This window comes from Pseudomonas sp. X10, from assembly GCF_054889225.1.
Genome location: NZ_CM142677.1, coordinates 3,129,770 through 3,155,063, shown reverse-complemented (window position 1 = coordinate 3,155,063; position 25,294 = coordinate 3,129,770). Strand labels below are relative to the sequence as shown.

Sequence of the window (25,294 nt, the reverse complement as noted above, 5' to 3'; positions counted from 1 at the left end):
TTTAGCGGACGGTCGCCGCCTCGATGAATTCGTTGCTGTCCTTGGGCGCAGCGGGAGGCGGTTCGGGTTGACGTTGTGGATTGATCAGGTTGGTGTACTCCTCGATCAGGCGGTTGAGCGCCTCGGGTGGGTCGCTCGCCTGGAATTGCATGCGGATCTGGACCTCGTCCGGATCGCGGGCATCGCCGCGCCTGCCCTGGGCGCCGACGGTCACCTTGAAGCGGGCGCGTGGGGCAGGGTCGCCGGCCATCTCCTGTAGGGCATCGACCGTCTCGGTGCCCTGCACGCGCACTGACAGATCGACCTGCATGCGCTCCAGGGCCAGGCCGCGTGGCGACACTAGGGCGATCAGGGGAATCTGCAGGGTGTGTTGGTCATCCATGGCCACTTCGACCATCTTGGCCTTCATCGGCGCGCCGAGCGCTTCAGTGTCGTAATCGAAGAACTGGTCGAACAATTGGATGTACTGCTGGGCGATCAGGTTGTTGGTGGCGGCGGCGGCTTCCTGCAAGCCACGGGTGATATCGCAGAGATCGCTCGACGTCATGGGGGCTTGGCTGGCTTTGCGAGGTTCCAATCGTCAGGCTCCTTGGACGGTCCTTGGAGTCCCCGCCCGCTGGGCGGGGGGCTTGCCATGGGCAGTTGCGGGACAGCTCAGGTATCAGGCTTCCCGGGATTCCTCCTGTGGCTCTTGCTGGATCGTCGGAGTGCTGCCTTGGGCGGTAACCGGCTTGGTCGCGGCATCGGTGAGGAAATCCATCACTCGCCTCAAGGCTTCCGGCGGCTCCTGGCGCCGCACGGTGGTATTGAAGGCGTAGCGGGCGCGGGTGTCGGTCTTGCGGGTCTGCTCGGACTTGTGGCTGACACTGCCTTTGACATTCAGCCTGAACGGTCCCCACCCCAGCGATGCGCTGCCCGAGGCGCTGGCATCGGTGGAACTCCGGCTTTCGGCCATCTGGTTGATGGTCATCTCGAACTCGACCTTACCTTCCTCGATGGCGATGTTGGGGTGGGTGATCGCCGCCATGAGCGGAATCTTCATGGACTTGGAGAGGGTGCCCTGATGCTGGCCTTGCTCGTCCACGACGGTTTCGTCGTAGTTGAACTCGATCGCCACGGCTTGGCCGTCTTGGATGCAGACCTGCATCAGGAAGTCCGCATAGGACTTGCTGGCCGTTACCTGTGCCTGAATCATCGCCTGCAAGGGGCCCGCGATCATGCGGTCCATGGGTAGGGAGTTGATAACCGAGCCAATGAGGCTGTTATCGATGTTTGCCATTTTTCGATTTCCTTATCGTAGGGATGGCAGCGCAGGGACGGTCCCTGCGCTGTGATGTGAATTCAACGTGCGTGGTGGTCCTGTCGGCGGATGTTGCCGATCTGCCGCAGGCTCAGCCCGTATTTGTCCGCGAGCAGGCTGCGCGACAGTCCATTGGCGCTTTCCTTCTGGATCTGCAGGTTGCGCAATTGGCGCAGGAAGTGGTCAGGCTTGGGAATTTCCAGGGCCATGCCGGCAAAGCGCTTGATCAGCTCGTCCAGGGCTTCTGCCGGCAGGATATCGATCAGTTTGGTGCGTTCGCGATGCTTGGGTATGTATTTGGGGCGGCCGCCGTAAGCGCAGGTCAGGCGATAGGCATTTTCGATGCCGATGCATTCAATCAGCGACTGCAGTGAGTGAGGTAGTTGCGCGACATCGATGCGAGTGAGGTCATGCAGTTCCATGGTGACTTCCTTGAGCGAAGGTGGGGCAGCGCAATGCTTGGACATCCGTGCCGAGCGTTAAGAGCCACTGCTCGATGTGCTGTGGAGTGGCCTGGAGCGATTCTCGGGCAGCGCCCCACAAGGTCGCTAGGGGCCAAGCGGACTGGTGTTTGTAGTCGTCTTGGTCACCGATTGCAGGCAGCGATAACTGTCGATGTAGGACTTGGGATCGATCTTGTTTCGCAGCCCTTTAAGTATCGGGGAAGCGTTTTTCCTGCACTGCGATGGTTCGCGCACCCAATGATCAATCGCAGGGATAGCTTCTGAGCAGGCTGACCTGACCCAGGTAGGCCGTCGGCGCATCGATCATGCGCGGTGGCAAGGTCCGCCAGTCGACTTCCAGGCAAAGGGCGTTGAGCTCACGTTCGCCGTGTATGCCGATGAGCTGGGGTTCGAAGTCATGGCGATAGCGTGCGCGTGTCCTGGCGAAGGGCTGGACGCTGTGTGCATTGGTCAGGGCGCTTCGCGCCAGTGCTGGCAATTGTGTCGACGGGAGGCTGAAGTACGGCTGAAGGGGTTGCTCGGAAAAATGCCCTGCCCGCCGGGTGTTCTGCCAGAGTTGCTGCCACTGGCTGCTGCCGGCATGGGTTGCCAGCTTGCTGCCCAGCGCCAACAAGTGTTCAGGCGCCACGGATTCGGTGTCCAGTGCATGGCTGGCCAATGGGCCGCATAGAAACAAGGCGATCAACAGTTTCCGTGTTGACATGAGGAAGCTCCAAGGGAGGGGGCACAGGGCCGGGAGCTCATGTTTTCAGCGATGCCTGACGGGCAGCAGCGGGAAATGCTCCGCCGTCTTCGGGGGACGTTGTATGATTGGCGTCAGCTCGACGCGAGCCTATTGTCCCTGATGTCGCAAGGAACCCTCGATGACACACGTGCAGCGCCTGAAATACTCCATCCTGATCATCCTCGTCGTACTGGGTGTCATGCTGGGCCTGTCCTACCTGCAGAAGCAGGGAGTGATCAGTGAACAGATGTTCCAGTACATCGCCATTGCCATTGCAGTGATCGTCGTGGTGATCAACGGCATCCTGCGGCGCAAGGTCAAGCCTTAGGCCCGGTGGCCTGGCCGGCGCGGTCGCCGGCCATCCGCTCAACGCGCCTGGTCGAGCACCGCGCGAGCCTGGGGGTTGAGGCTGTAGCATTTGTCGCTGCCCAGGCTGATCACACCTTCGGCGCACAGGCGCTTGAGCACCTCGCGTACACTCAGGAACGACAGCGGAATATCCAGTTGTTCGAGCTGGGCGTGCACCCCGCGCACGCCGATGCTGCGGCCGTTGCGGTCGGCGTTGTGCAAGGCATCGATGACCTTGAGGCGTATTAGGCTGGTGCGCAGGCCGAAGACCCGCAGCAGTTCGCGAATCTGTTCGTTGCCCACGCGCTCCTCCGTGCTGGCAGTTTGCCTTGGTTTTGGATTGCCGAGGCTTTCGCCGCTGTGCAACGATGGTTGCGGGTTGTACATGTGAATGCTCCTTTTCGTGGACTGTCCCGAAAACTTGTGGGGGGCCTCATTTACTAAGACGAATGAGTTCGGCAAAACTGCAGCTCCGGGTGAAAAAAAACTGCCACTCCCTGTTCAAGACGTTCCAGCACCGCGCTTGACGTAAAATTTTCATGCTGATTTTCGTTTGATCGGGATGACCCTTGAATCCGTAGGAGTGCCCGTGATCCCCCGTTCCCGTCCCCTGGTGAGCCTTGGCCTAGCCGCCGCACTTGTCGCATCCAGCCTTGCTGTACAGGCCCGGGAGGTTTCCGCTGATGCCACGGCGCAGATCCGCCGTACCAGCTTTGGTGTGCCGCATATCCTGGCCAAGGACGAGCGTGGCCTGGGGTACGGCATCGGTTATTCCTACGCCCAGGACAACCTGTGCCTGCTGGCCAACGAAGTGCTGACGGTCAATGGCGAGCGTTCGCGCTACTTTGGCCCGCAGCAGACCACCTTCGAGCAGCGCAAGAATCTCGACAGCGACCTGTTTTTCACCTGGCTGAACACGCCCTCGGCGGTGTTCGGCTTCTGGCAGGCGCAGCAGCAGGACGTGCGGGCCCTGCTCGAAGGCTATGCCAGTGGTTACAACCGTGCATTGACCGAACGCAAGGCCCAGGGGTTGCCAGCCGAATGTGGTCAGGGTGACTGGTTGCGGCCGATCACGGCCCTGGATCTGGTCAAAATTACCCGTCGCCTACTGGTGGAAGGTGGCGTTGGCCAGTTCGCCGAGGCGTTGGTAGCGGCCGCGCCGCCCAAGGGCGTGGCGCAACGTCGGCAAGCCGGGTTCGAGGCGGCTGCTGCGCGTCAGGCACGGTTTGCCGTGGAGCGGGGCAGCAATGCGGTCGCGGTAGGGGGCGAACGTTCCTTCAATGGCCGCGGCCTGCTGCTGGCCAACCCGCACTTTCCCTGGATGGGCGGCCTGCGCTTCTACCAAATGCAACTGACCATTCCCGGCAAGCTCGATGTCATGGGCGCGGCGCTGCCGGGGCTGCCGGTGGTCAACATCGGTTTCAACCAGCATCTGGCCTGGACCCACACGGTCGACACGTCCAAGCACTTCACGCTCTATCGGCTGCAACTGGACCCTAAGGATCCGACCCGCTACTTACTCGACGGCAAGTCCCTGCCGCTGACCCGGCAGGCCCTGAGCGTGACAGTCAAGGGTGAGGATGGCCAACTGAGCGAGGTCCGCCGAGAGGTCTACGGTTCGACCTTCGGCCCACTGGTGCAGTGGCCGGGCCGCCTGGACTGGGACCGCCAATACGCCTACAGCTTGCGTGATGCCAACCTGGACAACACCCGGGTGTTGCAGCAGTGGTACCGGATCAACCGCGCCGACAGCCTGGCGGCGCTCAAGGCCTCGGTGCAGCAGCTCCAGGGGATCCCCTGGGTCAACACCCTGGCTGTGGATGCGGGCGGCAAGGCCTTGTACATGAACCAGTCGGTGGTGCCCTATGTGGACCAGGAGTTGCTGGGGCAATGCAGCGATCCAGCAGCGGCAGGGCAGCCGTTGGTAGTGCTCGACGGCTCACGTAGTGCCTGCCAGTGGAAGATCGATCCTCAGGCTGCCCAGCCAGGCATTTTTCCGGCCCACCTGCTGCCGAGCCTGGCGCGGGGGGACTATGTGCAGAACTCCAACGATTCCGCTTGGATGGCCAACCCGGCCCAGCCGCTGAGCGGATTCTCCCCCGTGGTCAGCCGCGCCGAGCAACCACTGGGCATGCGCAGCCGCTTTGCCCTGCAGCGCCTGGGCGGCTTGGCGAAAATCGATGCGGCCGACCTGCAACGCATGGTCATGGACGATGAGGTCTATATGGCTGGGTTGGTGCTGCCTGACCTGCTGAACTGGTGCCAGGGCGCCGAGGCCGCGCTACAGCCAGTCTGCAGTAGCCTCCAGGCCTGGAACGGCAAGGCCGACCTGGACAGTGGCATTGGCCTGGTGCACTTCCAGAACATCCTCCGAGTGCTGGAGGAACACCCCGAGATGTGGCGCGTGGCTTTCGATCCAGCCGATCCGCAGCACACCCCGCGTGGCCTGGCGGTCGAGCAGGCGGCGGTGCGCAAGTTGTTGAACGAGGCGGCCCTGGCTTCCCTGGCACAGGTCACCGAGGCCGGACTGGATGCCGACAGCCGCTGGGGGCAGATCCAGCAGTCGGCCGATGGTACGCCAGTGCATGGTGGGCCTCAGGCGTTGGGGGTCTACAACGCGATCCAGAGCGTGCCGCATGGGCAGGGCAAGCGCCTGGTGGTCAGTGGCACCAGCTACCTGCAACTGGTCAGCTTCACCGACAAGGGGCCGCAGGCCCAAGGGCTGCTAGCATTCTCCCTGTCCAGTGAAGCCGGCTCCCGTCATGCCAGCGACCAGACCCGCGCTTTTTCCGCCAAGCACTGGCAGACTATTCCCTTCACCGAAGCGCAGATCAAGGCTGATCCGCAGTATCGCCAGTACGTGATCAGCGAGCGTGACCAGGCCACGGTCGCCGCGACCCAGCACTGAACATCGGGGCCGCCGTGTAGCGGCCCCAAGGCAGTGCCTCAATGAAAGTCGAACGGGGCCAGCTGGAAGCCCTGTTCATCCACTTGCAAGGCCCAGCCCCGGCGATCCCAGTCACCCAGCACGATGCGCCGCGCAGGTGCGCCATCGACCATCAGCTTGTGAATCGCCGGGCGATGGGTGTGGCCGTGCACCAGGGTGCGCACGCCATGTTCCTGCATCACCCGTGGCACTTCCTCGGGCGTGACATCGATGATCTCGGTGGCCTTCATCCGCATCTGCGCGCGGCTTTCGTTGCGCAGCTTGCGCGCCAGCTTCTGCCGGCTGCGCAGGGGCAGGTGGTGGAGGATCCACAGGCTCAGCGGATTGCGCAGGTAGCGGCGCAGTTTCATGTAGCCCAGGTCGCGGGTGCACAGGCTGTCGCCATGCATCAGCAGCACCGGCTCGCCGCCCAGCTCGACCACGCTCGGGTCCGCCAACAGCGTGCAACCAGCCGCTTCGCAGAAGGCCTGGCCGATCAGGAAGTCGCGATTGCCGTGCATCAGGTAAATGGCCGTGCCGCTGTCGCTCAAGGCGCGCAGGGCCTGGCAGATCTGTTGCTGGAAGGGCGTCATGGCGTCATCGCCGATCCAGGCCTCGAAAAAATCGCCAAGGATGTACAGCGCCTCGGCATGGCGAGCGCGGCCGTCGAGCAGATCAAGAAACGCCCGGGTGATGTCCGGGCGTTCTTCTTGCAGGTGCAGATCGGAGATCAGCAGGATCACTCAATGATCTCGGCTTTCTCGATGATCACGTCGTCGTTCGGCACGTCCTGGTGGCCGGACTTGGAGCCGGTGGAGACGCCTTTGATCTTGTCGACGATGTCCTGGCCTTCGGTCACTTCACCGAACACCGCGTAGCCCCAGCCCTGTACGTTCTTGCCGCTGTGGTTGAGGAAATCGTTGTCGGCGACGTTGATGAAGAACTGAGCCGATGCCGAATGCGGTTCCATGGTGCGAGCCATGGCGATGCTGTACTTCTTGTTCTTCAGGCCGTTGTCGGCTTCGTTCTGGATCGGGGCGCGGGTGCTTTTCTGTTTCATGCCCGGCTCGAAACCGCCGCCCTGGATCATGAAGTTGTTGATCACGCGGTGGAACACGGTGCCGTTGTAGTGGCCGTCCTTGACGTACTGAACGAAGTTCTCGACGGTTTTCGGGGCTTTCTCGGCGTCCAGTTGCAGGACGATGTCGCCGTGGTTGGTGCTCAGTTTGACTTTGGACATGCTGAAATTCGCTCTTTCAAGGCATTCGTGAATGGGGCGCAGGCTCGCGTACAACCACCTGACGCGCAGTCTGGCAGCGGCGACACATGGCGCACGGCGGCTATTTTGCACAGGCCATGACAAATCGCGCCAGTTTAGTAGGTGCCTGACTGTCAGCAGCTTGACTGCTTCGGCTATGATAAGCGCTTTGATTCAGTCGGCCTACCCAGGCCGTGTACCCGTATTCAAGGATCCTATGAGCAAGCCCACTGCCGACACCGCTCCCAACGCCGCTGCCAAAGGCGCCCCAGCCGTCCCTGCGAACTTCCTGCGTCCGATCGTGCAGGCTGACCTGGACTCGGGCAAGCACAGCAGCATCGTCACTCGCTTCCCGCCGGAGCCCAACGGTTACCTGCACATCGGCCATGCCAAGTCGATCTGCGTGAACTTTGGCCTGGCCAAGGAGTTCGGCGGTGCCTGTCACTTGCGTTTCGATGACACCAACCCGGCCAAGGAAGACCAGGAGTACATCGACGCCATCCAGAGCGACATCAAGTGGCTGGGCTTCGAGTGGGCGGGCCCGGTGCGCTACGCTTCGCAATACTTCGACCAGTTGCACGCCTGGGCCGTCGACCTGATCAAGGCCGGCAAGGCCTATGTCTGCGACCTGACTCCGGAGCAGGCCAGGGAGTACCGTGGCAATCTGACCGAGCCAGGCAAGAACAGCCCGTTCCGCGAGCGCAGCGTCGAGGAGAACCTGGACCTGTTCGCCCGCATGAAGGCCGGCGAATTCAAGGACGGTGAACGCGTTCTGCGCGCCAAGATCGACATGGCTTCGCCGAACATGAACCTGCGTGACCCGATCCTGTACCGGATCCGCCATGCCCACCACCACCAGACCGGCGATGCCTGGTGCATCTACCCGAACTACGACTTCACCCACGGCCAGTCCGACGCTATCGAAGGCATCACCCACTCGATCTGCACCCTCGAGTTCGAAGGCCACCGGCCGCTGTACGAGTGGTTCCTGGACAACCTGCCGGTGCCGGCCAAGCCACGCCAGTACGAGTTCAGCCGCCTCAACCTGAACTACACCATCACCAGCAAGCGCAAGCTCAAGCAACTGGTCGACGAGCAGCATGTCAACGGCTGGGACGACCCGCGCATGTCGACCCTGTCGGGCTTCCGCCGCCGTGGCTATACCCCGGCCTCGATCCGCAACTTCTGCGAGATGATCGGCACCAACCGTTCCGACGGCGTGGTCGACATGTCCATGCTCGAGTTCAGCATCCGTGACGACCTCGACCGCACCGCGCCACGCGCCATGTGCGTGCTGCGCCCGTTGAAAGTGGTCATCACCAACTACCCGCAAGGCCAGGTCGAGCAGCTCGAGCTGCCGCGCCACCCGAAGGAAGACATGGGCGTGCGCGTCCTGCCGTTCGCCCGCGAGATCTACATCGACCGCGACGACTTCACGGAAACGCCGCCGAAGGGCTACAAGCGCCTGGTGCCGGACGGTGAAGTACGCCTGCGCGGCAGCTACGTGATCCGCGCCGACGAGGCGGTCAAGGACGCCGAGGGCAATATCGTCGAGCTGCGTTGCTCCTACGACCCGGACACCTTGGGCAAGAACCCCGAGGGCCGCAAGGTCAAGGGCGTGATCCACTGGGTGCCGGCCGAAGGCAGCGTCGAGTGCGAAGTGCGTCTGTACGACCGCCTGTTCCGCTCGTCGAACCCGGAGAAGACCGAGGAGGGCGGCAGCTTCCTGGATAACATCAACCCTGATTCGCTGCAGGTGCTCACCGGTTGTCGTGCTGAGCCTTCGCTGGGCCAGGCCCAGCCCGAAGACCGCTTCCAGTTCGAGCGCGAAGGTTACTTCTGCGCCGACCTGAAGGACACCCAGCCGGGCCGCCCGGTGTTCAACCGCACCGTCACCCTGCGCGATTCGTGGGGCAGCTAAGGAATCCTCGTGCTTACCATCTACAACACCCTGAGCAAGACCAAGGAAGTCTTCAAACCACTGGACGGCAACAAGGTGCGCATGTACGTCTGCGGCATGACCGTGTATGACTACTGCCACCTGGGCCATGGCCGCAGCATGGTGGCCTTCGACCTGGTCACCCGCTGGCTGCGCTACAGCGGCTATGAACTGACCTACGTGCGCAACATCACCGACATCGACGACAAGATCATCAACCGCGCCAATGAAAACGGCGAAGCGTTCGACGCCCTGACTGCGCGCATGATCGATGCCATGCACGAGGACGAGCGGCGCCTGAACATCCTGCCGCCGGATCAGGAGCCGCGTGCCACCGACCATATCGCCGGCATGCACGCGATGATCCAGACCCTGATCGACAAGGGCTATGCCTACGCGCCGGGCAACGGCGACGTGTACTACAGGGTCGGCAAGTTCGTCGGCTACGGCAAGCTGTCGCGGCGCAAGATCGAAGACCTGCGCATCGGCGCACGGATCGAGGTTGGCGAAGCCAAGCAGGATCCGCTGGACTTCGTCCTGTGGAAGGCCGCCAAGCCGGGCGAGCCGAGCTGGGAGTCGCCATGGGGCCCGGGCCGGCCGGGCTGGCACATCGAATGCTCGGTGATGTCCACCTGCTGCTTGGGCGAGAGCTTCGACATCCACGGTGGCGGCAGCGACCTGGAGTTCCCGCATCACGAGAACGAGATCGCCCAGAGCGAGGCGGCCACTGGCAAGCCCTACGCCAATGCCTGGATGCATTGCGGCATGATCCGCATCAATGGCGAGAAGATGTCCAAGTCGTTGAACAACTTCTTCACCATCCGCGACGTGCTCGACAAGTACCACCCGGAGGTGGTGCGCTACCTGTTGGTGGCCAGCCACTACCGCAGCGCGATCAACTACTCCGAAGACAGCCTGCGCGAAGCCAAGGGCGCCCTGGAGCGCTTCTACCACGCGCTGCGTGGCCTGCCCCGGGTGGCGGCCAAGGGTGGCGAGGAGTATGTCGAGCGCTTCAAGGTGGCGATGAACGATGACTTCGGCACCCCCGAAGCTTGCGCCGTGCTGTTCGACCTGGTGCGCGAAATCAACCGAGTGCGTGACAGCGAGCCGGACGTGGCCGCTGGTCTTGCCGGCCGTTTGCGTGAGCTGGCCGATGTACTGGGCGTATTGCAGCTCGACGCCGATGAGTTCCTGCGCGCCGGTGCCGAAGGCAAGGTCGATGCGGCCGAGGTCGAAGCGTTGATCCAGGCGCGCCTGGCTGCGCGGGCGGAGAAGAACTGGGCCGAGTCTGACCGTATCCGCGACCAGCTCACCGCCATGGGCGTGGTGCTGGAAGACGGCAAGGGCGGCACTACCTGGCGCCTTTCTGGGGCTTGACGGGCTTCGAGCTGGTTATGGCTAGCGGGGCATGCCTTGGGGTCTTTGGTGTTCTTGAGACCCCGCGCCGCGCGGGCGGCGCGGGATCTTGAGGGCGCCGAGGAACTGTCGGCATGCATCTGGTGGCCATCACGCAATTGCCCCAGCAATCTTCTACTTAAGGCTTGCCGCTAGAAGCTTGCAGCTTACAAGCAACTTCGCCCCGCCCAGCTCGCTGGCCCCTACCTCCAACCCGAACCCATGCAGGTCAACGATCGCTGCGACGATCGACAACCCCAGCCCGAATCCGGCATGGCGCTGACCTTCTTCGCTGCGATAGAAGCGTTTCAACACCGCCTCGCGCTCATCTTCTGGAATGCCCGGGCCGCTGTCTTCCACGGCGATGTGTACGCCTGACGCATCCTGGGTCGCCAGTACCCGTACCTGTCCGCCTTCGGGGGTGAACTTGATGGCATTGCCGACCAGGTTGGCCAACGCCTCGAACAACAGCTCACGGTCGCCGTGCAGTGCTGGCAGTTGGGTCGGCTGTTCCAGGCTCAGGCGGATCCCGCCATCTTCGGCCAGGGGCAGGTAGAAATCATGCAGTTCGGCCAGCAGCGCATGGGGGTCGAGTTCGACAAAGCCTGCGCGGCGCTGGCGGTCTTCCAGTTCACTGATGCGCAGCAGTCCACGGAAGCGCGCCATCAGCGTGTCGGTTTCGCTGATGGCCTGCTCCAGCGCTTCGGCCTGCGGGGCATCGTCGCCGCTTTGCTGGCGGATGCGGTAAAGCTGGGCGCGCAGTCGGGTCAGGGGTGTGCGCAGGTCGTGGGCGATGTTGTCACAGACGCCCTTGACCTCATGCATCAGCCGCTCGATGCGGTCGAGCATGGCGTTGACGATGGCGGCCAGCATGTCCAGTTCGTCGCGCCGTGCCGAGAGGGGTAGGCGTCGGGTCAGGTCGCCGGCGACGATCAGCTCGGCGCTGGCTTGCACGGCGCGGATACGCTTGAGCGGCCGGCGGCGCAGTAGGTACCAGCCGGCAAAGCCCGGAATGATAGTCAGTGAGATACCCCAGAGCAGGGCGTGGAGAATGATCCGGGTCACCACGAACAGCGAACCGTTGTCGCGCACCAGCACCAGCCAGCGGCCATCGCGGACCTTGATCGCCACGGCATCGCAACTGTCGCGTGGCAGGTGCGGGTCGTCGGCGTCCAGGCAGCGCTTGAGTTCGTGGATCTGGCCGTCCAGGCCCAGCTCTGGTGGGATCTGACGGATCCGCCCGCCAATCGGGTTGAGCTGGGCATCGAACAAGCCGTAGGCATCGAAGCTGCGTTCCTCGAAGGCCTGGCTGGCGATCAGGGCATCGTCCAGTTGCTTGCCGGTCATGTGGGCGAACAGGTGCTGGCGCTGCAGCATGGAATGCCGGGTGAGTTTGTTCAGGTAGCTGGACACCTCGAAGTAGAGCACACCCATGAGGATGCTGCTCCAGGCCACGAAGAGGAAGCTGTACAGCGCCAGTAGGCGGCTGGTCGAGGAACTCCAGCCTTTAGACGGGTTCAGCAATGGCATAGCCGGAGCCCCGCACGGTACGGATCAGCGGGGTCTGGCCGGGCGCGTCGATCTTCTTGCGCAAGCGGCCGATATGCACGTCGATCAGGTTGGTGCCGGGGTCGAAGTGATAACCCCAGACTTCCTCGAAGATCATCATCCGGGTGATCACCTGGCCGGCGTGGCGCATCAGGTATTCCAGCAGCTTGTACTCGGTGGGCAGCAGGTTGAGGGTCTGTTCGCCACGGCGGGCTTCATGGCTGATCAGGTCCAGCTCCAGGTCGGCGACCTGCAGGCGGGTCTGGGCCGTCGGCACGCTATTGCGTCGCAACAGCACCTCCACCCGGGCAGCCATCTCGTCAGAGGCGAAGGGCTTGGTCAGGTAGTCGTCGCCTCCTGCGCGCAGGCCGCGTACGCGCTCGTCGACATCCGAGAGAGCGCTGATCATCAGGATCGGTGTGGCGATCTTCAGGTTGCGCAGGGTAGTGACGATGCTCAGGCCATCGACCTCAGGCAGCATGCGGTCCAAGGTGATCAGGTCGTAGCCGCCGGCGATCGCCTTGGACAGGCCCTCACGGCCATTGTCGGCCCAGTCCACTTCCAGGCCGTGGCTGGACAGCTCGGCAACGATTTCCTGTGCGGTGACGGCGTCGTCTTCGATGGTCAGTACGCGGGGCATGCTAATACCTGGGCAGCGAATGGGACACTGATTGTGCCAAAGAATAGACAGTGCCCGGTTTAAGAAAAATTCATCTGGGCCGACGCCTCGGGTACAGGCAGGCGGGCGTTGACGTCAGCGCCCGCGCTTGCGCGACACTCTGGCCTCGATATTTTTGCGTCCGATCAGCAGACTGGGCTTTTCGATCACCGGTTCATCGGCCAGCCATTTGTACATCACCAAGCAATCCACCAGCCCCAGCCGGGCATGGCGATAGGCGCGGGGCAGGCGGCCGACGGTCTCGAAACCGAGCGCGCGCCACAGGGCCACGGCCACTTCGTTGCTGGCCACCACTGAATTGAACTGCATGGCCAGGAAGCCTTCCTGGCGCGCCAGCTTTTGCGAGTGCTCGCACATTAGCCGGGCCACTCCGCGCCCGCGTGCTGCTTCGCAGACCATGTAGCCGCAGTTGCTCACATGCCCGCCGGGGCCAGCGGCGTTGGCCTTGAGGTAATAGGAGCCAAGCAGTTCGCCATTCTCTTCCGCCACCAGGGTGTGCAGGGGTGTTTGCAGCCATAGCTGGCGGGCCTGGTCGAAGCTGGTTGCCGGATCGAAGGCGTAGGTTTCGCGGGCGCCGACGACGGCCTGGAAGGTTGGCCAGAAGCGTTCGAAATCGGCATCGGTCATGGGGCGGATGTGGATCATGGAGGGTCCCTTATGCGTGAGCCCCGAGTCTGGAAGTGTTAGTGTTGCTGTGCAACTTTTTCCCGCAGATCGCTTTCTTGAGAACAAGGACTCGTCTCTTTATATGAACAAACTGCGCGTTGGCATCATCTTCGGCGGCCGCTCGGTCGAACACGAAGTGTCGCTGCAATCGGCCAAGAACATCATCGATGCCCTCGACCGTTCCCGCTTTGAGCCGGTGCTGATCGGCATCGACAAGCAAGGGCGCTGGCACCTGAACCACGAGTCGGACTATCTGCTCAACCAAGAGAACCCGGCATTGATTGCCCTCAACGAGTCCAACCAGGACCTGGCCGTGGTCCCTGGCGAGGCTGGCCAGGGCTTGGTCCAGGCGGGCGGGCAGGGCAGCCTGCCGCCGGTGGATGTGCTGTTTCCCATCGTCCATGGTTCGCTCGGCGAGGACGGTTCGCTGCAGGGCCTGCTGCGCATGCTCGACCTGCCTTTTGTCGGCTCGGACGTGCTGGGTTCGGCCATCTGCATGGACAAGGACGTCAGCAAGCGTCTGTTGCGCGATGCCGGTATCGCGGTCACGCCTTTCGTCACCTTGACCCGTGGCACTGTGGGCGCCACATCCTTTGACAAGGTGGCGGCCGAGCTGGGCCTGCCGCTGTTCGTCAAGCCGGCCAACGCCGGGTCGTCCGTAGGCGTGAGCAAGGTCAGCAGCGAGGCGGATTGGGCGGCGGCTTTGCAGGAGGCCTTCGCCTACGACCATAAGGTGCTGGTGGAAGCTGCCGTGGATGGCCGGGAGATCGAGTGCGCGGTGCTGGGCAACGAGGAGCCGATCGCCAGCGCCTGCGGTGAGATCGTGGTGAGCGGAGGGTTCTATTCCTATGACAGCAAGTACATCGATGGCGATGCTGCCGAAGTGAAAGTGCCTGCCGACCTCAGTGACGAACAGTCGCAGCGGATCCGCCAGGTGTCGGTGGCGGCGTACCAAGCGCTGGAGTGTTCCGGCTTGGCGCGGGTCGACGTGTTCCTCACCCGGGATGGCAAGGTGCTGGTCAACGAGCTCAATACCTTGCCAGGCTTCACTCGCATCAGCATGTATCCCAAGCTGTGGCAGCACAGCGGCATGGCCTACAGCGAACTGGTCAGCCGCCTGATCGACTTGGCCCTGGAGCGCCACGCCCGGCGCAACGAGCTGCGTTTCTCACGCTAGGGACACTCGGCGGCGTCTGGTGCGGCTGCGCCTATCCGGCAGGTACGGTCTCATTGCCGTTGACCTGCCGGATGCTTGGCTCGAGCGTTAGAAGCAATTAGAATCACTCGCATTCATATCTTCGAGCCTCCAGCGTGCCTCCGAATGACCGACTCTGCCGCGGCACCCGATACTTCCCTCAGCACGCTCTACCGTGATCACCGCAGTTGGTTGGAAAACTGGCTGCGCCGGCGCCTGGGTGATGCCTGGGATGCCGCGGACCTGGCTCAGGACACCTTCGTCCGGGTGCTTGCCGCCCAGCAGACGCAACCCCTGGCGGGCCTGCGTGAGCCGCGCGCCTACCTGCTGACCGTCGGCAAGCGCCTGCTGGTCAATCACTACAAGCGGCGCAGCCTGGAGCGTGCCTACCTGGACGCGCTGGCGAGCCTGCCCGAGGCATTGGCACCGTCGCCGGAGCAGCGTTGGCTACTGCTCGAAGCCCTACAGGCGCTGGATGAACTGCTCGATGGTCTGCCGCAGGCCGTGCGTCAGGCCTTCCTTTGGGCGCAGTTGGAGGGAGTGGACTACGCCACCATCGGCGGGCGTCTGCAGGTGTCGGAGCGTACGGTCAAGCGTTACATGGCCAAGGCTTACGAGCATTGCCTATTGGTGGACCTAGAGCTATGAGCGCCCGACCATCCACCCAGACGCGTCAACTGGCCCGTGAAGCGGCGCAGTGGTTGGCTCTACAGGATGCCGGTCGCTTCAGCGCCGCTCAGGAGGCTGAACTGCAACGTTGGCGAGCCCGCAGCGCCGCTCATGAGGCGCTCTGGCAAAAGGCCGAGGCCTTGCGCCAGCGTTTCGCGCAAGTGCCTGCGCCTCTGGCGCTGGCCAGCCTTGACCGGCCGGATCAGGGCCGACGCAAGCTGCTCAACCAGGCGCTGGCCCTGGGGGCCTTGGCGCCATTGGCTTGGCTGGGCTACCGGCAATTACCGGTCGACAGCTGGCGTGCCGACCTGCGCACCGCCACAGGAGAGCGGCGTGGCCTCGAATTGCCCGACGGCAGCCGTTTGCAACTGAACACGGCCAGTGCGGTGAACCTCGATTTCAGTGCAGGGCAACGGAAGTTGCAGCTGCTGGAGGGTGAAATCGCGCTAGACAGCGTCAGCGAGCTGCAGGTGCAGACCCGCCAAGGCACGCTGCTCGCTTCCCGCTCCAGCTTCTGCGTACGCCAGTATCCAGACCATTGCCAAGTCCTGGTCAGCAGCGGGGAGGTACGCCTGCAACCGAGGCAGGGAAGCGCGATGCTCTTGCTGCCAGGGCAGCGCGCGCGGCTGGACAGTGGCGGCGTCAGCGCTGTCCAGGCATTCGATGCGCAATTGCCGGGCTGGCAACAGGGCTTGCTGATCGTCGACAACCAACCCCTGGGCGATGTCTTGCGTGAGTTGGACCGCTACCGTCCGGGGTTGCTGCGCTGGGACCCGGCGCTGGAGCGCCTTGCGGTGACCGGCACCTTCCACCTGGACGACACCGACAAGGTTCTTGCGCTGCTTGCCGCCAGCCTGCCGCTGCAGGTGCATTACCGCACCCGCTACTGGGTCTCGCTGACACCGCGATCACTCATTGGCTGAGCGCTGTTAGCCCACCCGTCCTTCATGCTGCTTGCGATAGGCACCTGGTTGCACGCCAACCGCCTTGGCAAAGGCCCGGGTGAAGGCGGCAACCGACTGGTACCCGGCCTCGGCACCCACCTGCTCGACAGTATTGCCGGCACGTAGCAACTGGCAGGCATGGCGCATGCGCAGGGCCAGCAGCACCTGCCCGGGGGACTGCCCGGCCAGTTCGTTGAAGCGCTTGAAGAAGGCCGAGCGCGACAGGCCGGTGCAGGCTGCCATGCTTTCCAGGGTCCAGGTATGCCCGGGGCGGTCGATCAATTGCTCCAGCAGGCCAGCGAAGGCGCTTTGGCGGGCGAGGGCGACCAGGCCGCCGATGGACTGCTCATCGCGCACCTGTTGGCGCAGGACATACAGGAACAACAAGTGCGTCAGGCGCTCGAGCAGGGTTTGAGAAGGTGCGGGGGGCCGCTGGCATTCCTCCAGGATCAGTTGGAACAAGGCCCGCGCCGCGCTCAGCGCCGGGTCTCCGGCACGCAGGATGATCCAGTCGGCCAGGCCCTCGATGATCAGCGACGATAACGCTGACTGGAAATGGAAGAACCCGCAGACCAGGCCAACTCCGTCGGCGGCGCTCGTATCCAGCGCCTGCATGGCCTGCCGCGGCTGGGCGCAGGCGTTCAGTGGGTCTTCATCACTGGACAGGCGATAGCCGAGGTCGCGCAGCAGGAACACCGCATCGCCGGCTTCCAGGCGCACGCCATCAGGCTGGCCGTCTATATGCAGCCAGCAATGGCCCTGGACCACCAAGTGGAAGCTGGCGCGGCCCATGCCCTGGGTGCTGGCATGCCAGCCGCCGCAGTAGCGGCCGACATGGAACAAGCTGGCATCCAGCTCCAGGCTCTCTAATAACCAATCGATAAGCGGGCTGGCGGAAATCATCTAATGGAAACACTCAAGAGCAAGGAATGACGACTCACGAATATGGCAGGCAATTCTTATAACCAACAGACTGTACGGACCCCAAGTCACAGGAGTCCACTCCATGTCGCGTATTACTCTACACACTCTGCAAAGCGCTCCGGAAGCGGCCCGCCCATTCCTTGAGAATGCCCAGAAAGCCTCCGGCTTCATTCCCAATTTGCTGGGCGTCTTGGCCAATGCCCCAGCGGCGCTGGAAACCTACGTCACGGTCTCTGCGCTCAACGGCAAGGCCGAGCTGAGCCTGCCCGAGCGCGAAGTGGTGCAACTGGTGGCCGCGACCAACCATGGCTGCGATTTCTGCGTGGCCGGGCATACCGCCGTCGCCTTGAACAAGGCCAAGCTGCCGCAGGAAGTGGTGGATGCCTTGCGCGCCCGCAGCGAGCTGCCAGTGGAGAAGCTCGAAGCCTTGGCTGCCTTCACCCGTGAAGTGATCGCCAGCCGTGGCAATGTCAGCGAGGCGGGCTACGCCGCCTTCCGCGAAGCTGGCTACAGTGAAGGCAACGCCCTGGAAGTGATTCTCGGCGTGAGCCTCGCCACCCTGTGCAACTTTGCTAATGTGTTCGCCCAGACGCCCCTGAATGACGAGCTGAGCACGTACCGCTGGCAGCCTTCGGCTTGATCGACGCGTGTTGCCGGCGGGGCCGGCGTATTTCAAAGGAGTAAGGACATGCTTGATCCTGCATTCCGGCAATGGCTGGATGCCAGCGCCGAGGCCATCGATCTGGGACAATGCGACCCGCAGCAGGTGCTGGCACAGGTGGCCGAAGCGCAAGTGCTGCGTATCGGCGTCGACCCTGCTTTGGGCGGTACGGGCGGCCAGGTCGCCGACGCGGTGGAGGCCATTGCCGCTATCGCCAGCCACTCCCTGGCGTCGGCGTTCGTCTGCTGGGGCCAGCGCGCCTTCATCGAATACCTGCTGCACAGCCCCAACCAGGCCTTGCGCGAGCGCTTGTTGCCAGACCTGCTCAAGGGCGAACTGGCCGGTGCGACCGGGCTGTCCAATGCCATGAAGTACCTCTCGGGCATCGAGTCGCTGCAAGTGCGCGGGCACGCCAATGACGCCGGCTGGACCCTCGAAGGCCGCCTGCATTGGGTGACCAACCTGCGTAAGAGCGGTTTCGTGGTCGCAGCGGCCATCGAGCACGGCGAGGGCGGTTCGCCTTTCGTCCTGGCGATTCCTTCCAGTAGCCAGGGCGTGGAACGCTCCGACGACCTGCAACTGATGGGCCTGCAGTCGAGCAACACCGCCGCCCTGGCATTCCATCAGGTCCGCTTGAGCCGGGAGTGGTTGCTGCATGAAAACGCTCGCGAGTTCCTGCCGGCAGTGCGCCCGGGCTTCCTGGCCCTGCAATGCGGCATGGCCATCGGCCTGGCGCGCCGGGCGTTGCTGGAAGTGCAGGGACACCTGCAAGGCCGTGGCTCGTTCCTCGATGAAGCCCAACAGGTACTGGGTGAACGCCTGGAAAACACCGTCAACGAGCTCAAGCGGGGCCTGTCCGACGGCCGCTTCATCACGCAGCCGGCCGCATTGTTCAAGCTGCGTATCATTCTTGCTGAAAGCGCGGCCGATGCCGTGCAACTGGAGTTGCAGGCCAGTGGCGGCAAGGCCTACCTCAGTGCCTACGGCGCCGGCTTCGCCCGCCGCTGGCGTGAGTCGGCCTTCGTGCCGATCGTCACCCCAAGCCGGGTGCAATTGCGCGCCGAGCTTCAGCGCCAGGCGGCAGCATGAGCGGGACCTTGCTCGAAGCCCGGGAGATCAGCCTGGGCTACCCCCGCGAGGGTAGCTGGCAGGCGGTGCTGGAGCAGTTCGACCTGCAGTTGGCGCCGGGCGAGGTGGTCAGCATCCTTGGCCCCAGCGGGGTGGGTAAGTCGAGCCTGTTGCGCGTGCTGGCCGGCCTGCAACAGGCGCACAGCGGCAGCGTGACGCTACTGGGCGAGCCTCTGCAAGGGCCGCACCCACGCCTGGCGGTGGCCTTCCAGGATCCCAGCCTGTTGCCCTGGCTGAGCCTGGAGAAGAATGTCGCCTTCGGCCTCGACTTCGCTCGCCAGCCCAAGCTGGCAGCCGCCGAGCGCCAGGCGCGCATCGACCATGCCATCGAGGCTGTGGGCCTGGCCCATGCCCGTCAGCACTACCCGGCGCAGTTGTCCGGCGGCATGGCCCAGCGTACCGCGCTGGCCCGCTGCCTGGCGCGTCAGCCGCAGGTGCTGTTGCTCGACGAGCCGTTCGGTGCCCTCGATGAAGTGACGCGGGCCGACATGCAGCAACTGTTGCTGCAACTGATCGCCACCCATAACACCGCTGCCGTACTGATCACCCACGATATCGACGAAGCCCTGCTGTTATCCGATCGGGTCCTGCTACTGGGCAACCACCCGGCGCGCACCCTCGGCCAATGGCATATCGACCTGCCGCAGCCTCGCGCGCAACGGGTCGAGGAACTAGGCGCGTTACGTATCGAGATCCTCAAGACCCTTCGGCGGGCAAGCCGCACAGCCGAACCTTCTTCTTCAACCTTGCCGTTGCCGCCGGAGACTGCCCATGTGCATGGACGACTTCACCCACACTCGTCGTGACTTCATCAAACTCAGTGCGCTGCTGACCGCTGGTGGCGCCATGCCGTTGCTGAGCAGCCTGCAGGCGCGTGCGGCGGCAGAGCCGGATGCGCCGGTGCGCATTGGCTACCTGCCGATTACCGACGCCACGCCGCTGCTGGTGGCGCACAACAACGGCCTGTTCGAGGCCGAAGGTATCAAGGCCGAGCGCCCGGTGCTGCTGCGCAGTTGGGCGCAGGTGATCGAGGCGTTCATTTCCGGCCAGGTCAACGTTATCCACCTGCTCTCGCCGATGACCGTCTGGGCCCGCTACGGCAGCAAGGTGCCGGCCAAGGTGGTGGCCTGGAACCATGTCGGTGGTTCGGGCCTGACCGTGGCCCCGGACATCACCGACATCAAGCAATTGGCAGGCAAGACCGTGGCCATTCCGTTCTGGTACTCGATCCACAACGTGGTGGTGCAGCAACTGCTGCGTGACAACGGCCTGGAGCCGGTATCCAAGTCGGCCAGCGCCACCCTGGCGGCCAATGAGGTCAATCTGCTGGTGCTGCCGCCGTCCGACATGCCGCCGGCCCTGGCCAGCAAGCGCATCGCTGGCTATATCGTCGCCGAGCCGTTCAACGCCCTGGCCGAGGACCTCAAGGTCGGCCGGGTGCAGCGGTTTACCGGGGACATCTGGCGCAACCATGCGTGCTGCGTGGTGTTCATGCATGAGCATGACCTGAACAACCGCCCTGAGTGGTCACAGAAGGTCGTCAATGCCATCGTCAAGGCCCAACTGTGGACCCGCGACCACCGTGCCGAAGCCGCCGCGCTGCTGTCCAAGAGCGGGCCGAACAAGTACACGCCACACACTCCGCAGGTGCTGAGCAAGGTGCTGGCGCCAGCCGCTGAAGACCGCGCCGCCTACCTGGCCAGCGGGGCGATCCGGCATGAGCAGTGGGACGAGAAGCGTATCGACTTCCAGCCCTATCCGTTTCCCAGCTATACCGACGAACTGGTACGCCGCCTGAAGAACACCCTGATCGAGGGTGACAGCGCCTTCCTCGCCGGGCTGGACCCGGCCCACACTGCCCGCGACCTGGTCGACGACCGCTTCGTGCGCAATAGCATCGAAGCCGTTGGTGGCCTGTCGGCTTTCGGCCTGGCAGACAGTTTCGAGCGCAGCGAGGAGTTCGCGGTCTGATGGGCAAGCATGTCATGCACGCTGCTCTGGGTTTGGCCGGGCTGCTCGGGTTGCTGCTGCTGTGGTGGCTGGGCGTGCACCTGTTCGGCGAGGCCGATGGCTTGTCGGCGCGCTTTTCGCCCCAGGCGACCTTGGCCAGCCTGATCGAGCTGCTGGGCGAGGGCGAGGTCTACGGGCATGTCTGGGTCAGTCTCAAGCGTATCCTGGTAGGCCTGCTGCTGGCCTTGCTGATCGGTGTGCCTCTGGGGTTGCTGGTGGGCAGCTACCGTCACCTGGAGGCGGCGACCACCCCGGCGTTCCAGTTTTTGCGGATGATCTCGCCGTTGTCTTGGATGCCCGTGGTGGTGATGCTGATGGGCGTGGGCGACCAACCGATCTACTTCCTCCTGGCCTTCGCCGCGCTTTGGCCGATCTTGCTTAACACCGCAGCCGGCGTGCGCCAGCTCGACCCGCGTTGGCTGCAACTGAGCCGCAGCCTCAGCGCCACACGCTGGGAGACCCTGTGCAAAGTCATCATTCCCGGGGTGCTCGGCCATGTGCTGACCGGCGTGCGGTTGGCCATCGGCATTCTATGGATCGTGCTGGTGCCCTGCGAGATGCTTGGGGTCAGCGCGGGGCTTGGCTACTTCATCCTCGATACCCGGGACCGCCTGGCGTATTCGGAGCTGATGGCCATGGTGCTGTTGATCGGGGTGCTGGGGTTCATGCTCGATGCGCTGGCGCGGGGGCTGCACCGGCGTTGGGTGCACGCCTGACGGTACTGCCGTTTCGAGATAGGGAGCCAGCGCCGGCCTTGAGCGTCTGGGGATAGGACTCAGTGTACCGTCGTGCGCTGGCGCACGAACTGCTCGGCCTGCCAGGTCAGTTGGTCCAGCCGGCGATCCCGTTCCTTCTCCGCTTCGATCATCGCTTCGTCTCCATGCTGTTTGAGCAGGTAGGCATGGATCTGTTGCACCTCCAGGGTGCGGTAGATCGGGGCGATGTCGAGCCGGCCGATCAGCGCGCCGCTGGCGTGCCCGGTGTTGCTCATCAGTACCTGGGGCCCAGCGGCGGCGGTCACCTGGAACCCCATGGCTTCGAACCATGGCACCTGGTGGACGAAGCAGTTGAGCTCGACACAGGCATAACGCGCCTGCAGATCGGCCGCCATGGCCCGAGCGATGCCCAGGCGCCGATGACTGGGAGCGACAGCCATGAAGGCCAGGGCGCAGGCTTGCGCATCATCCTGGGCCGGCAGGGCGAGGGCGAAGCCGAGCAGGATGTCCGGTGCATCGGCATCCAGCGCCAGCAGCAACTCCACCGACAGGCCACGTGAACCGCCCAGGGCCTGCAGATACTGGTGCACCTCGAGGCCAACGCCATACTGGTACAGCGGGTATAGCGGGTTGTCCGGAGCGATGGCCACGCTGCTCAGTTCGCTGACGTGGTCGATCACCAATTGGCGGATCTGGTTCTGGAAACTTTCCGGGGGCACGCCGTCGAGGCGGCGAAGGATGAACATTGGTGACTGGGCTCCGGGCTGTTGAGGCATCCCGCGCCAGGCCGGCGCGGGGCGCACAGTTTAACCGGTTTTGCCGATCAGGCTCTGCTCGCGCAGCGCGGTGAGCATCAACTCAAGGTTCTGCACCGCCGCGCCGGACGCGCCCTTGCCCAGGTTGTCGAACACGGCGGTCAGCAGTACCTGGCCGTGCGCCGGATTGGCGAACAGGGCCAGGCGCAGGTCGTTGCTGCCGTTGAGCGCCTCCGGGTCCAACGGCAGGGCCGCGCCAGCCTGATGCAAGGGGGCAAGCTGGACGTGGCGGGCGCCCTGATAGTGCCGCTCCAGGCACTGCTGCAACTGCTCGGCCTGCACGCCCGGCGGCAGCAAGCGCAGTTGCAACGGGATACTCAGGACAATGCCTTGGCGGTAGTGGCCATAGCCCGGCACGAACACCGGCCGTTCGCTGAGGCCGGCATGCCGCTGGATCTCCGGCACGTGCTTATGCGCCAGTTCCAGGCCGTAGAGTTGCAGGGCCGGCAGGTTGTCCGTGTGCGGCTGCTCATGGCGTTCGACCGCCGTGCGGCCGCCGCCGGAGTAGCCGGAAATGGCATGGATGGCCAAGGGGTAGTCCGGCGGCAGCAGCCCTGCCTGGACCAGCGGGCGCAGCAGGGCGATAGCGCCGGTCGGGTAGCAGCCGGGGTTGCTGACGCGCTTGGCGTGGGCAATACGCTCGGCCTGCTGGTCATCCAGTTCCGGCAGGCCGTAGACCCAGCCAGCGCTGGTGCGGTGGGCAGAGCTGGCGTCGATCACCCGCACCTCGGGATTGCGGATGGAGGCCACTGCCTCACGGGCCGCGTCGTCCGGCAGGCAGAGGATGGCCACGTCGGCGCTGTTGATCGCCTCGGCGCGGCGCTGTGGGTCCTTGCGTTCATGTTCGGCCAGGGTCAGCAGACGCAGGTCCTGGCGCCCGTGAAGGCGAGTGTGGATCTGCAGGCCGGTGGTGCCTTGGTCGCCATCGATGAAAACGAGTGGTTGGTGCATGTCATGGGTCCAGGGAAGCGGGAGGGGTGTTTATCCTCGCCTGCGGCTGGACGAAAGAAAATTTGAATATCATGATGCTGGAATTCAAGAAAACTGAACGACATCCCATGCGTGAAATCAGCCTCGACCGCTTGCGTACCCTGGTGGAGATCGCCGACCTGGGCTCCTTCGCCGAAGCCGCCCGGCGCCTCAACCTGGCCCCGCCGACCATCAGCCTGCACGTTGCCGACCTGGAAGCCCGCATTGGCGCGCCGTTGCTGTCGCGCACCCGTGGCCAGGTGCGGCCGACCGCCGTGGGCGAAACCCTGCTGTTGCGCGCCCGGCGCTTGCTGGCCGACGCCGATCAGGCATTGGACGATGTGCGCCGGCAGGTCGAAGGCCTGGTCGGCCGGGTGCGACTTGGCGCCTCCACCGGCGCCATCGCCCATCTGCTGCCACAGGCACTGGAGGTGCTGCGGGTGCAGCACCCCGGGATCGATGTGCAGGTCCAGGTGCTGACCTCGCAGGCGTCCCTGACCCGGTTGCGCGAGGGCAGCTTGGACATCGGCCTGGTGGCCTTGCCGCAGGTGGCGGGGAAGGGCATACAGGTGCGGCCTTGGCGGCGTGACCCGATCATGGCCTACGTGCCCGCCGAGTGGCGGCCGCCGGCCCGGGTCACACCGGCCTGGCTGGCCAGCCGCGCGCTGATCCTCAATGACAGCAGCACTCAGCTGTCCCGGGTCACGTCCGACTGGTTCGCGGCGGCAGGGTTGTATCCCCAGGCGCGGATCGAGCTGAACTACAACGATGCAATCAAGAGCCTGGTCGCGGCGGGCTACGGGGCGACCCTGTTGCCCCAGGAGGGCAGTGCGCCTGAGCTCGACCCGCGCATCGCCAGGCGTGCGCTGCGTCCCGGGTTATGGCGCCAGCTCGGCATCGCCTGCCGGGTGGGGGAGATGGAGCGGGCCACCGCCCATGTACTGGATGCGCTGGCCCGTTTGCAGCCTCCTTGAATGGTGGCGCCTGGTGTAAGCTCGTCCGGCCCGGTGGGGCCTTGCCTTGGGCGAGGCTTCAGCAGCTGACGCTGGTATCGCGCCGAATCAAACAAGGATTATTCCAATGCCCTACGAACTGGACAACCGCCTGGTCATCGGCGTCGCTTCGAGCGCGGTGTTCGACCTGAACGAATCCGACGCGGTGTTTCGCCGCGAAGGCGAGGCGCAATACCGCAAGTACCAGGAGCAGCACCTGAACGCCCCGCTGGGCAAGGGCATCGCCTTTCCGTTCATCAAGCGCTTGCTGGCCTTGAACGATTTGCGCAATGACCCCGAGGACCCGCTGGTGGAGGTGGTGTTGCTCTCGCAGAATGACCCGGATACGGGCCTGCGGGTGATGAAAACCATCGAGCACTACGGCCTGGGCATGACCCGGGCGATCTTCATGCAGGGCAAGTCGCCTTACCAGTACATCCCGGCGCTGAACATCGCCTTGTTCCTTTCGGCCAGCAAGCACGACGTGGACGCGGCGATCAAGGCCGGCTACCCGGCCGGGCAGGTGCTCGACTCACAGTTCGACGACGATGAGGATGATGCCAGCTTGCGCATTGCCTTCGACTTCGACGGCGTGCTGGCTGGTGACGAGTCGGAGTCGGTCATGCAGCGCGATGGCCTGGACAGCTTTCATGCCCATGAAGTGCTGAACGTCACCCAGCCGCACAATCCTGGGCCGCTCAAGGAATTCTTCGTGCGTCTGGCGCGGATCCAGGCGGCCGAAGAGGAGTACAAGGCCAGCCATCCCGGTTACGAAAACCGTATCCGCGTCTCCATCGTCACCGCGCGCAACGCGCCATCCCACGAACGGGCGCTCAATACCCTCAAGAGCTGGGGGGTGATGGCCAATGACGCGTTCTTCCTCGGTGGTATCGAGAAGCGCCGGGTATTGCAGGTGCTCAAGCCGCACATCTTCTTCGACGACCAGTCCGCGCACTTGAAGAGCACCAGCACCGTGGTGCCGTCGGTGCACATCCCGTTCGGCGTCACCAACCAGGGACGCTGA

27 protein-coding genes are annotated in these 25,294 nt (G+C 64.1%); 14 read left to right on the top strand and 13 right to left on the bottom strand.

Annotated elements, in window-relative coordinates:
• Position 1: 1 nt before the first annotated feature.
• The 4 genes from ACYU03_RS14365 to ACYU03_RS14350 form a co-directional block, all read right to left on the bottom strand.
• Positions 2 to 547, bottom strand: coding sequence for a DUF2589 domain-containing protein (locus ACYU03_RS14365; protein ID WP_461891467.1), 546 nt, complete (start codon positions 545 to 547; stop codon positions 2 to 4).
• 114 nt (positions 548 to 661) lie between these two features.
• Complete coding sequence (locus tag ACYU03_RS14360) at positions 662 to 1,279, bottom strand: DUF2589 domain-containing protein (protein ID WP_461885242.1); 618 nt, start codon at positions 1,277 to 1,279, stop codon at positions 662 to 664.
• 62 nt (positions 1,280 to 1,341) lie between these two features.
• Entirely contained in the window at positions 1,342 to 1,722 is a 381-nt protein-coding gene (locus ACYU03_RS14355; protein ID WP_461885241.1) for a transcriptional regulator, read from the bottom strand.
• 283 nt (positions 1,723 to 2,005) lie between these two features.
• Positions 2,006 to 2,467 (bottom strand): hypothetical protein, encoded by a 462-nt coding sequence (locus ACYU03_RS14350; protein ID WP_461885240.1) that lies wholly within the window; start codon positions 2,465 to 2,467, stop codon positions 2,006 to 2,008.
• 160 nt (positions 2,468 to 2,627) lie between these two features.
• On the opposite strand from ACYU03_RS14350, the gene ACYU03_RS14345 reads away from it, so the two are divergent.
• Entirely contained in the window at positions 2,628 to 2,816 is a 189-nt protein-coding gene (locus ACYU03_RS14345; RefSeq protein ID WP_461885239.1) for a hypothetical protein, read from the top strand.
• Positions 2,817 to 2,854: 38 nt separating this feature from the next.
• Here the strand turns inward: ACYU03_RS14345 and ACYU03_RS14340 are convergent, their stop codons facing one another.
• The gene (locus ACYU03_RS14340) at positions 2,855 to 3,223 is read right to left on the bottom strand and encodes a fe2+ zn2+ uptake regulation protein (RefSeq protein WP_461885238.1); all 369 of its coding nucleotides are present in this window, start codon (positions 3,221 to 3,223) and stop codon (positions 2,855 to 2,857) included.
• A gap of 202 nt (positions 3,224 to 3,425) precedes the next feature.
• On the opposite strand from ACYU03_RS14340, the gene pvdQ reads away from it, so the two are divergent.
• Positions 3,426 to 5,744: a bifunctional acylase PvdQ gene (pvdQ, locus tag ACYU03_RS14335; protein WP_461885237.1), complete on the top strand. Its 2,319-nt coding sequence runs from the start codon at positions 3,426 to 3,428 to the stop codon at positions 5,742 to 5,744.
• A gap of 38 nt (positions 5,745 to 5,782) precedes the next feature.
• Here the strand turns inward: pvdQ and lpxH are convergent, their stop codons facing one another.
• On the bottom strand, positions 5,783 to 6,505 hold the full coding sequence (lpxH, locus tag ACYU03_RS14330; protein WP_461885236.1) for a UDP-2,3-diacylglucosamine diphosphatase: 723 nt from the start codon (positions 6,503 to 6,505) through the stop codon (positions 5,783 to 5,785).
• Entirely contained in the window at positions 6,502 to 7,002 is a 501-nt protein-coding gene (locus tag ACYU03_RS14325; protein ID WP_461885235.1) for a peptidylprolyl isomerase, read from the bottom strand. The genes lpxH and ACYU03_RS14325 overlap by 4 nt, the downstream gene beginning before the upstream one ends.
• 235 nt (positions 7,003 to 7,237) lie before the next feature.
• On the opposite strand from ACYU03_RS14325, the gene ACYU03_RS14320 reads away from it, so the two are divergent.
• Positions 7,238 to 8,941 (top strand): glutamine--tRNA ligase/YqeY domain fusion protein, encoded by a 1,704-nt coding sequence (locus tag ACYU03_RS14320; protein ID WP_461885234.1) that lies wholly within the window; start codon positions 7,238 to 7,240, stop codon positions 8,939 to 8,941.
• A 9-nt stretch (positions 8,942 to 8,950) separates the two neighbouring features.
• Complete coding sequence (gene cysS, locus ACYU03_RS14315) at positions 8,951 to 10,336, top strand: cysteine--tRNA ligase (protein WP_461885233.1); 1,386 nt, start codon at positions 8,951 to 8,953, stop codon at positions 10,334 to 10,336.
• 153 nt (positions 10,337 to 10,489) lie between these two features.
• Here the strand turns inward: cysS and ACYU03_RS14310 are convergent, their stop codons facing one another.
• From ACYU03_RS14310 to ACYU03_RS14300, 3 genes are all read right to left on the bottom strand, one after another.
• Complete coding sequence (locus tag ACYU03_RS14310) at positions 10,490 to 11,884, bottom strand: sensor histidine kinase (RefSeq protein WP_461885232.1); 1,395 nt, start codon at positions 11,882 to 11,884, stop codon at positions 10,490 to 10,492.
• Positions 11,862 to 12,542 (bottom strand): response regulator transcription factor, encoded by a 681-nt coding sequence (locus tag ACYU03_RS14305; RefSeq protein WP_461885231.1) that lies wholly within the window; start codon positions 12,540 to 12,542, stop codon positions 11,862 to 11,864. The genes ACYU03_RS14310 and ACYU03_RS14305 overlap by 23 nt, the downstream gene beginning before the upstream one ends.
• Positions 12,543 to 12,656: 114 nt before the next feature.
• On the bottom strand, positions 12,657 to 13,226 hold the full coding sequence (locus ACYU03_RS14300; RefSeq protein ID WP_461885230.1) for a GNAT family N-acetyltransferase: 570 nt from the start codon (positions 13,224 to 13,226) through the stop codon (positions 12,657 to 12,659).
• 103 nt (positions 13,227 to 13,329) lie between these two features.
• On the opposite strand from ACYU03_RS14300, the gene ddlA reads away from it, so the two are divergent.
• The 3 genes from ddlA to ACYU03_RS14285 all read left to right on the top strand — a co-directional run bounded on the left by ddlA (position 13,330) and on the right by ACYU03_RS14285 (position 16,034).
• Positions 13,330 to 14,424, top strand: coding sequence for a D-alanine--D-alanine ligase (gene ddlA / locus ACYU03_RS14295; protein ID WP_461885229.1), 1,095 nt, complete (start codon positions 13,330 to 13,332; stop codon positions 14,422 to 14,424).
• A gap of 144 nt (positions 14,425 to 14,568) precedes the next feature.
• The gene (locus ACYU03_RS14290; RefSeq protein ID WP_461885228.1) at positions 14,569 to 15,090 is read left to right on the top strand and encodes a sigma-70 family RNA polymerase sigma factor; all 522 of its coding nucleotides are present in this window, start codon (positions 14,569 to 14,571) and stop codon (positions 15,088 to 15,090) included.
• Entirely contained in the window at positions 15,087 to 16,034 is a 948-nt protein-coding gene (locus ACYU03_RS14285) for a FecR domain-containing protein (protein WP_461885227.1), read from the top strand. The genes ACYU03_RS14290 and ACYU03_RS14285 overlap by 4 nt, the downstream gene beginning before the upstream one ends.
• 6 nt (positions 16,035 to 16,040) lie before the next feature.
• Here the strand turns inward: ACYU03_RS14285 and ACYU03_RS14280 are convergent, their stop codons facing one another.
• Complete coding sequence (locus ACYU03_RS14280; protein ID WP_461885226.1) at positions 16,041 to 16,958, bottom strand: AraC family transcriptional regulator; 918 nt, start codon at positions 16,956 to 16,958, stop codon at positions 16,041 to 16,043.
• 103 nt (positions 16,959 to 17,061) lie between these two features.
• Between ACYU03_RS14280 and ACYU03_RS14275 the strand changes: the two genes are divergently transcribed.
• Genes ACYU03_RS14275 through ACYU03_RS14255 form a run of 5 tightly spaced genes read left to right on the top strand, consistent with a single transcriptional unit; the run spans position 17,062 to position 21,494 of the window.
• Positions 17,062 to 17,619 carry a carboxymuconolactone decarboxylase family protein gene (locus tag ACYU03_RS14275; protein ID WP_461885225.1) on the top strand — a complete coding sequence of 186 codons (558 nt, stop codon included), beginning with the start codon at positions 17,062 to 17,064 and terminating at the stop codon, positions 17,617 to 17,619.
• A gap of 48 nt (positions 17,620 to 17,667) precedes the next feature.
• Complete coding sequence (locus ACYU03_RS14270; protein ID WP_461885224.1) at positions 17,668 to 18,729, top strand: acyl-CoA dehydrogenase family protein; 1,062 nt, start codon at positions 17,668 to 17,670, stop codon at positions 18,727 to 18,729.
• A complete protein-coding gene (locus ACYU03_RS14265; RefSeq protein ID WP_461885223.1) occupies positions 18,726 to 19,574 on the top strand; it encodes an ABC transporter ATP-binding protein in 849 nt (282 codons plus the stop codon). Before ACYU03_RS14270 ends, ACYU03_RS14265 begins: the two co-directional genes overlap by 4 nt.
• Entirely contained in the window at positions 19,540 to 20,739 is a 1,200-nt protein-coding gene (locus ACYU03_RS14260) for an ABC transporter substrate-binding protein (protein WP_461885222.1), read from the top strand. Before ACYU03_RS14265 ends, ACYU03_RS14260 begins: the two co-directional genes overlap by 35 nt.
• Positions 20,739 to 21,494, top strand: a complete 756-nt coding sequence (locus ACYU03_RS14255) for an ABC transporter permease (RefSeq protein ID WP_461885221.1) — start codon at positions 20,739 to 20,741, stop codon at positions 21,492 to 21,494. The genes ACYU03_RS14260 and ACYU03_RS14255 overlap by 1 nt, the downstream gene beginning before the upstream one ends.
• Positions 21,495 to 21,553: 59 nt before the next feature.
• Here ACYU03_RS14255 and ACYU03_RS14250 read toward each other — a convergent pair whose 3' ends face one another.
• On the bottom strand, positions 21,554 to 22,240 hold the full coding sequence (locus ACYU03_RS14250) for a GNAT family N-acetyltransferase (protein WP_461885220.1): 687 nt from the start codon (positions 22,238 to 22,240) through the stop codon (positions 21,554 to 21,556).
• Positions 22,241 to 22,300: 60 nt separating this feature from the next.
• On the bottom strand, positions 22,301 to 23,260 hold the full coding sequence (gene argC, locus ACYU03_RS14245; protein WP_461885219.1) for an N-acetyl-gamma-glutamyl-phosphate reductase: 960 nt from the start codon (positions 23,258 to 23,260) through the stop codon (positions 22,301 to 22,303).
• Positions 23,261 to 23,367: 107 nt separating this feature from the next.
• Between argC and ACYU03_RS14240 the strand changes: the two genes are divergently transcribed.
• Positions 23,368 to 24,252 (top strand): LysR family transcriptional regulator, encoded by an 885-nt coding sequence (locus ACYU03_RS14240; protein WP_461885217.1) that lies wholly within the window; start codon positions 23,368 to 23,370, stop codon positions 24,250 to 24,252.
• A gap of 106 nt (positions 24,253 to 24,358) precedes the next feature.
• Positions 24,359 to 25,294 (top strand): 5'-nucleotidase, encoded by a 936-nt coding sequence (locus ACYU03_RS14235; RefSeq protein WP_461885216.1) that lies wholly within the window; start codon positions 24,359 to 24,361, stop codon positions 25,292 to 25,294.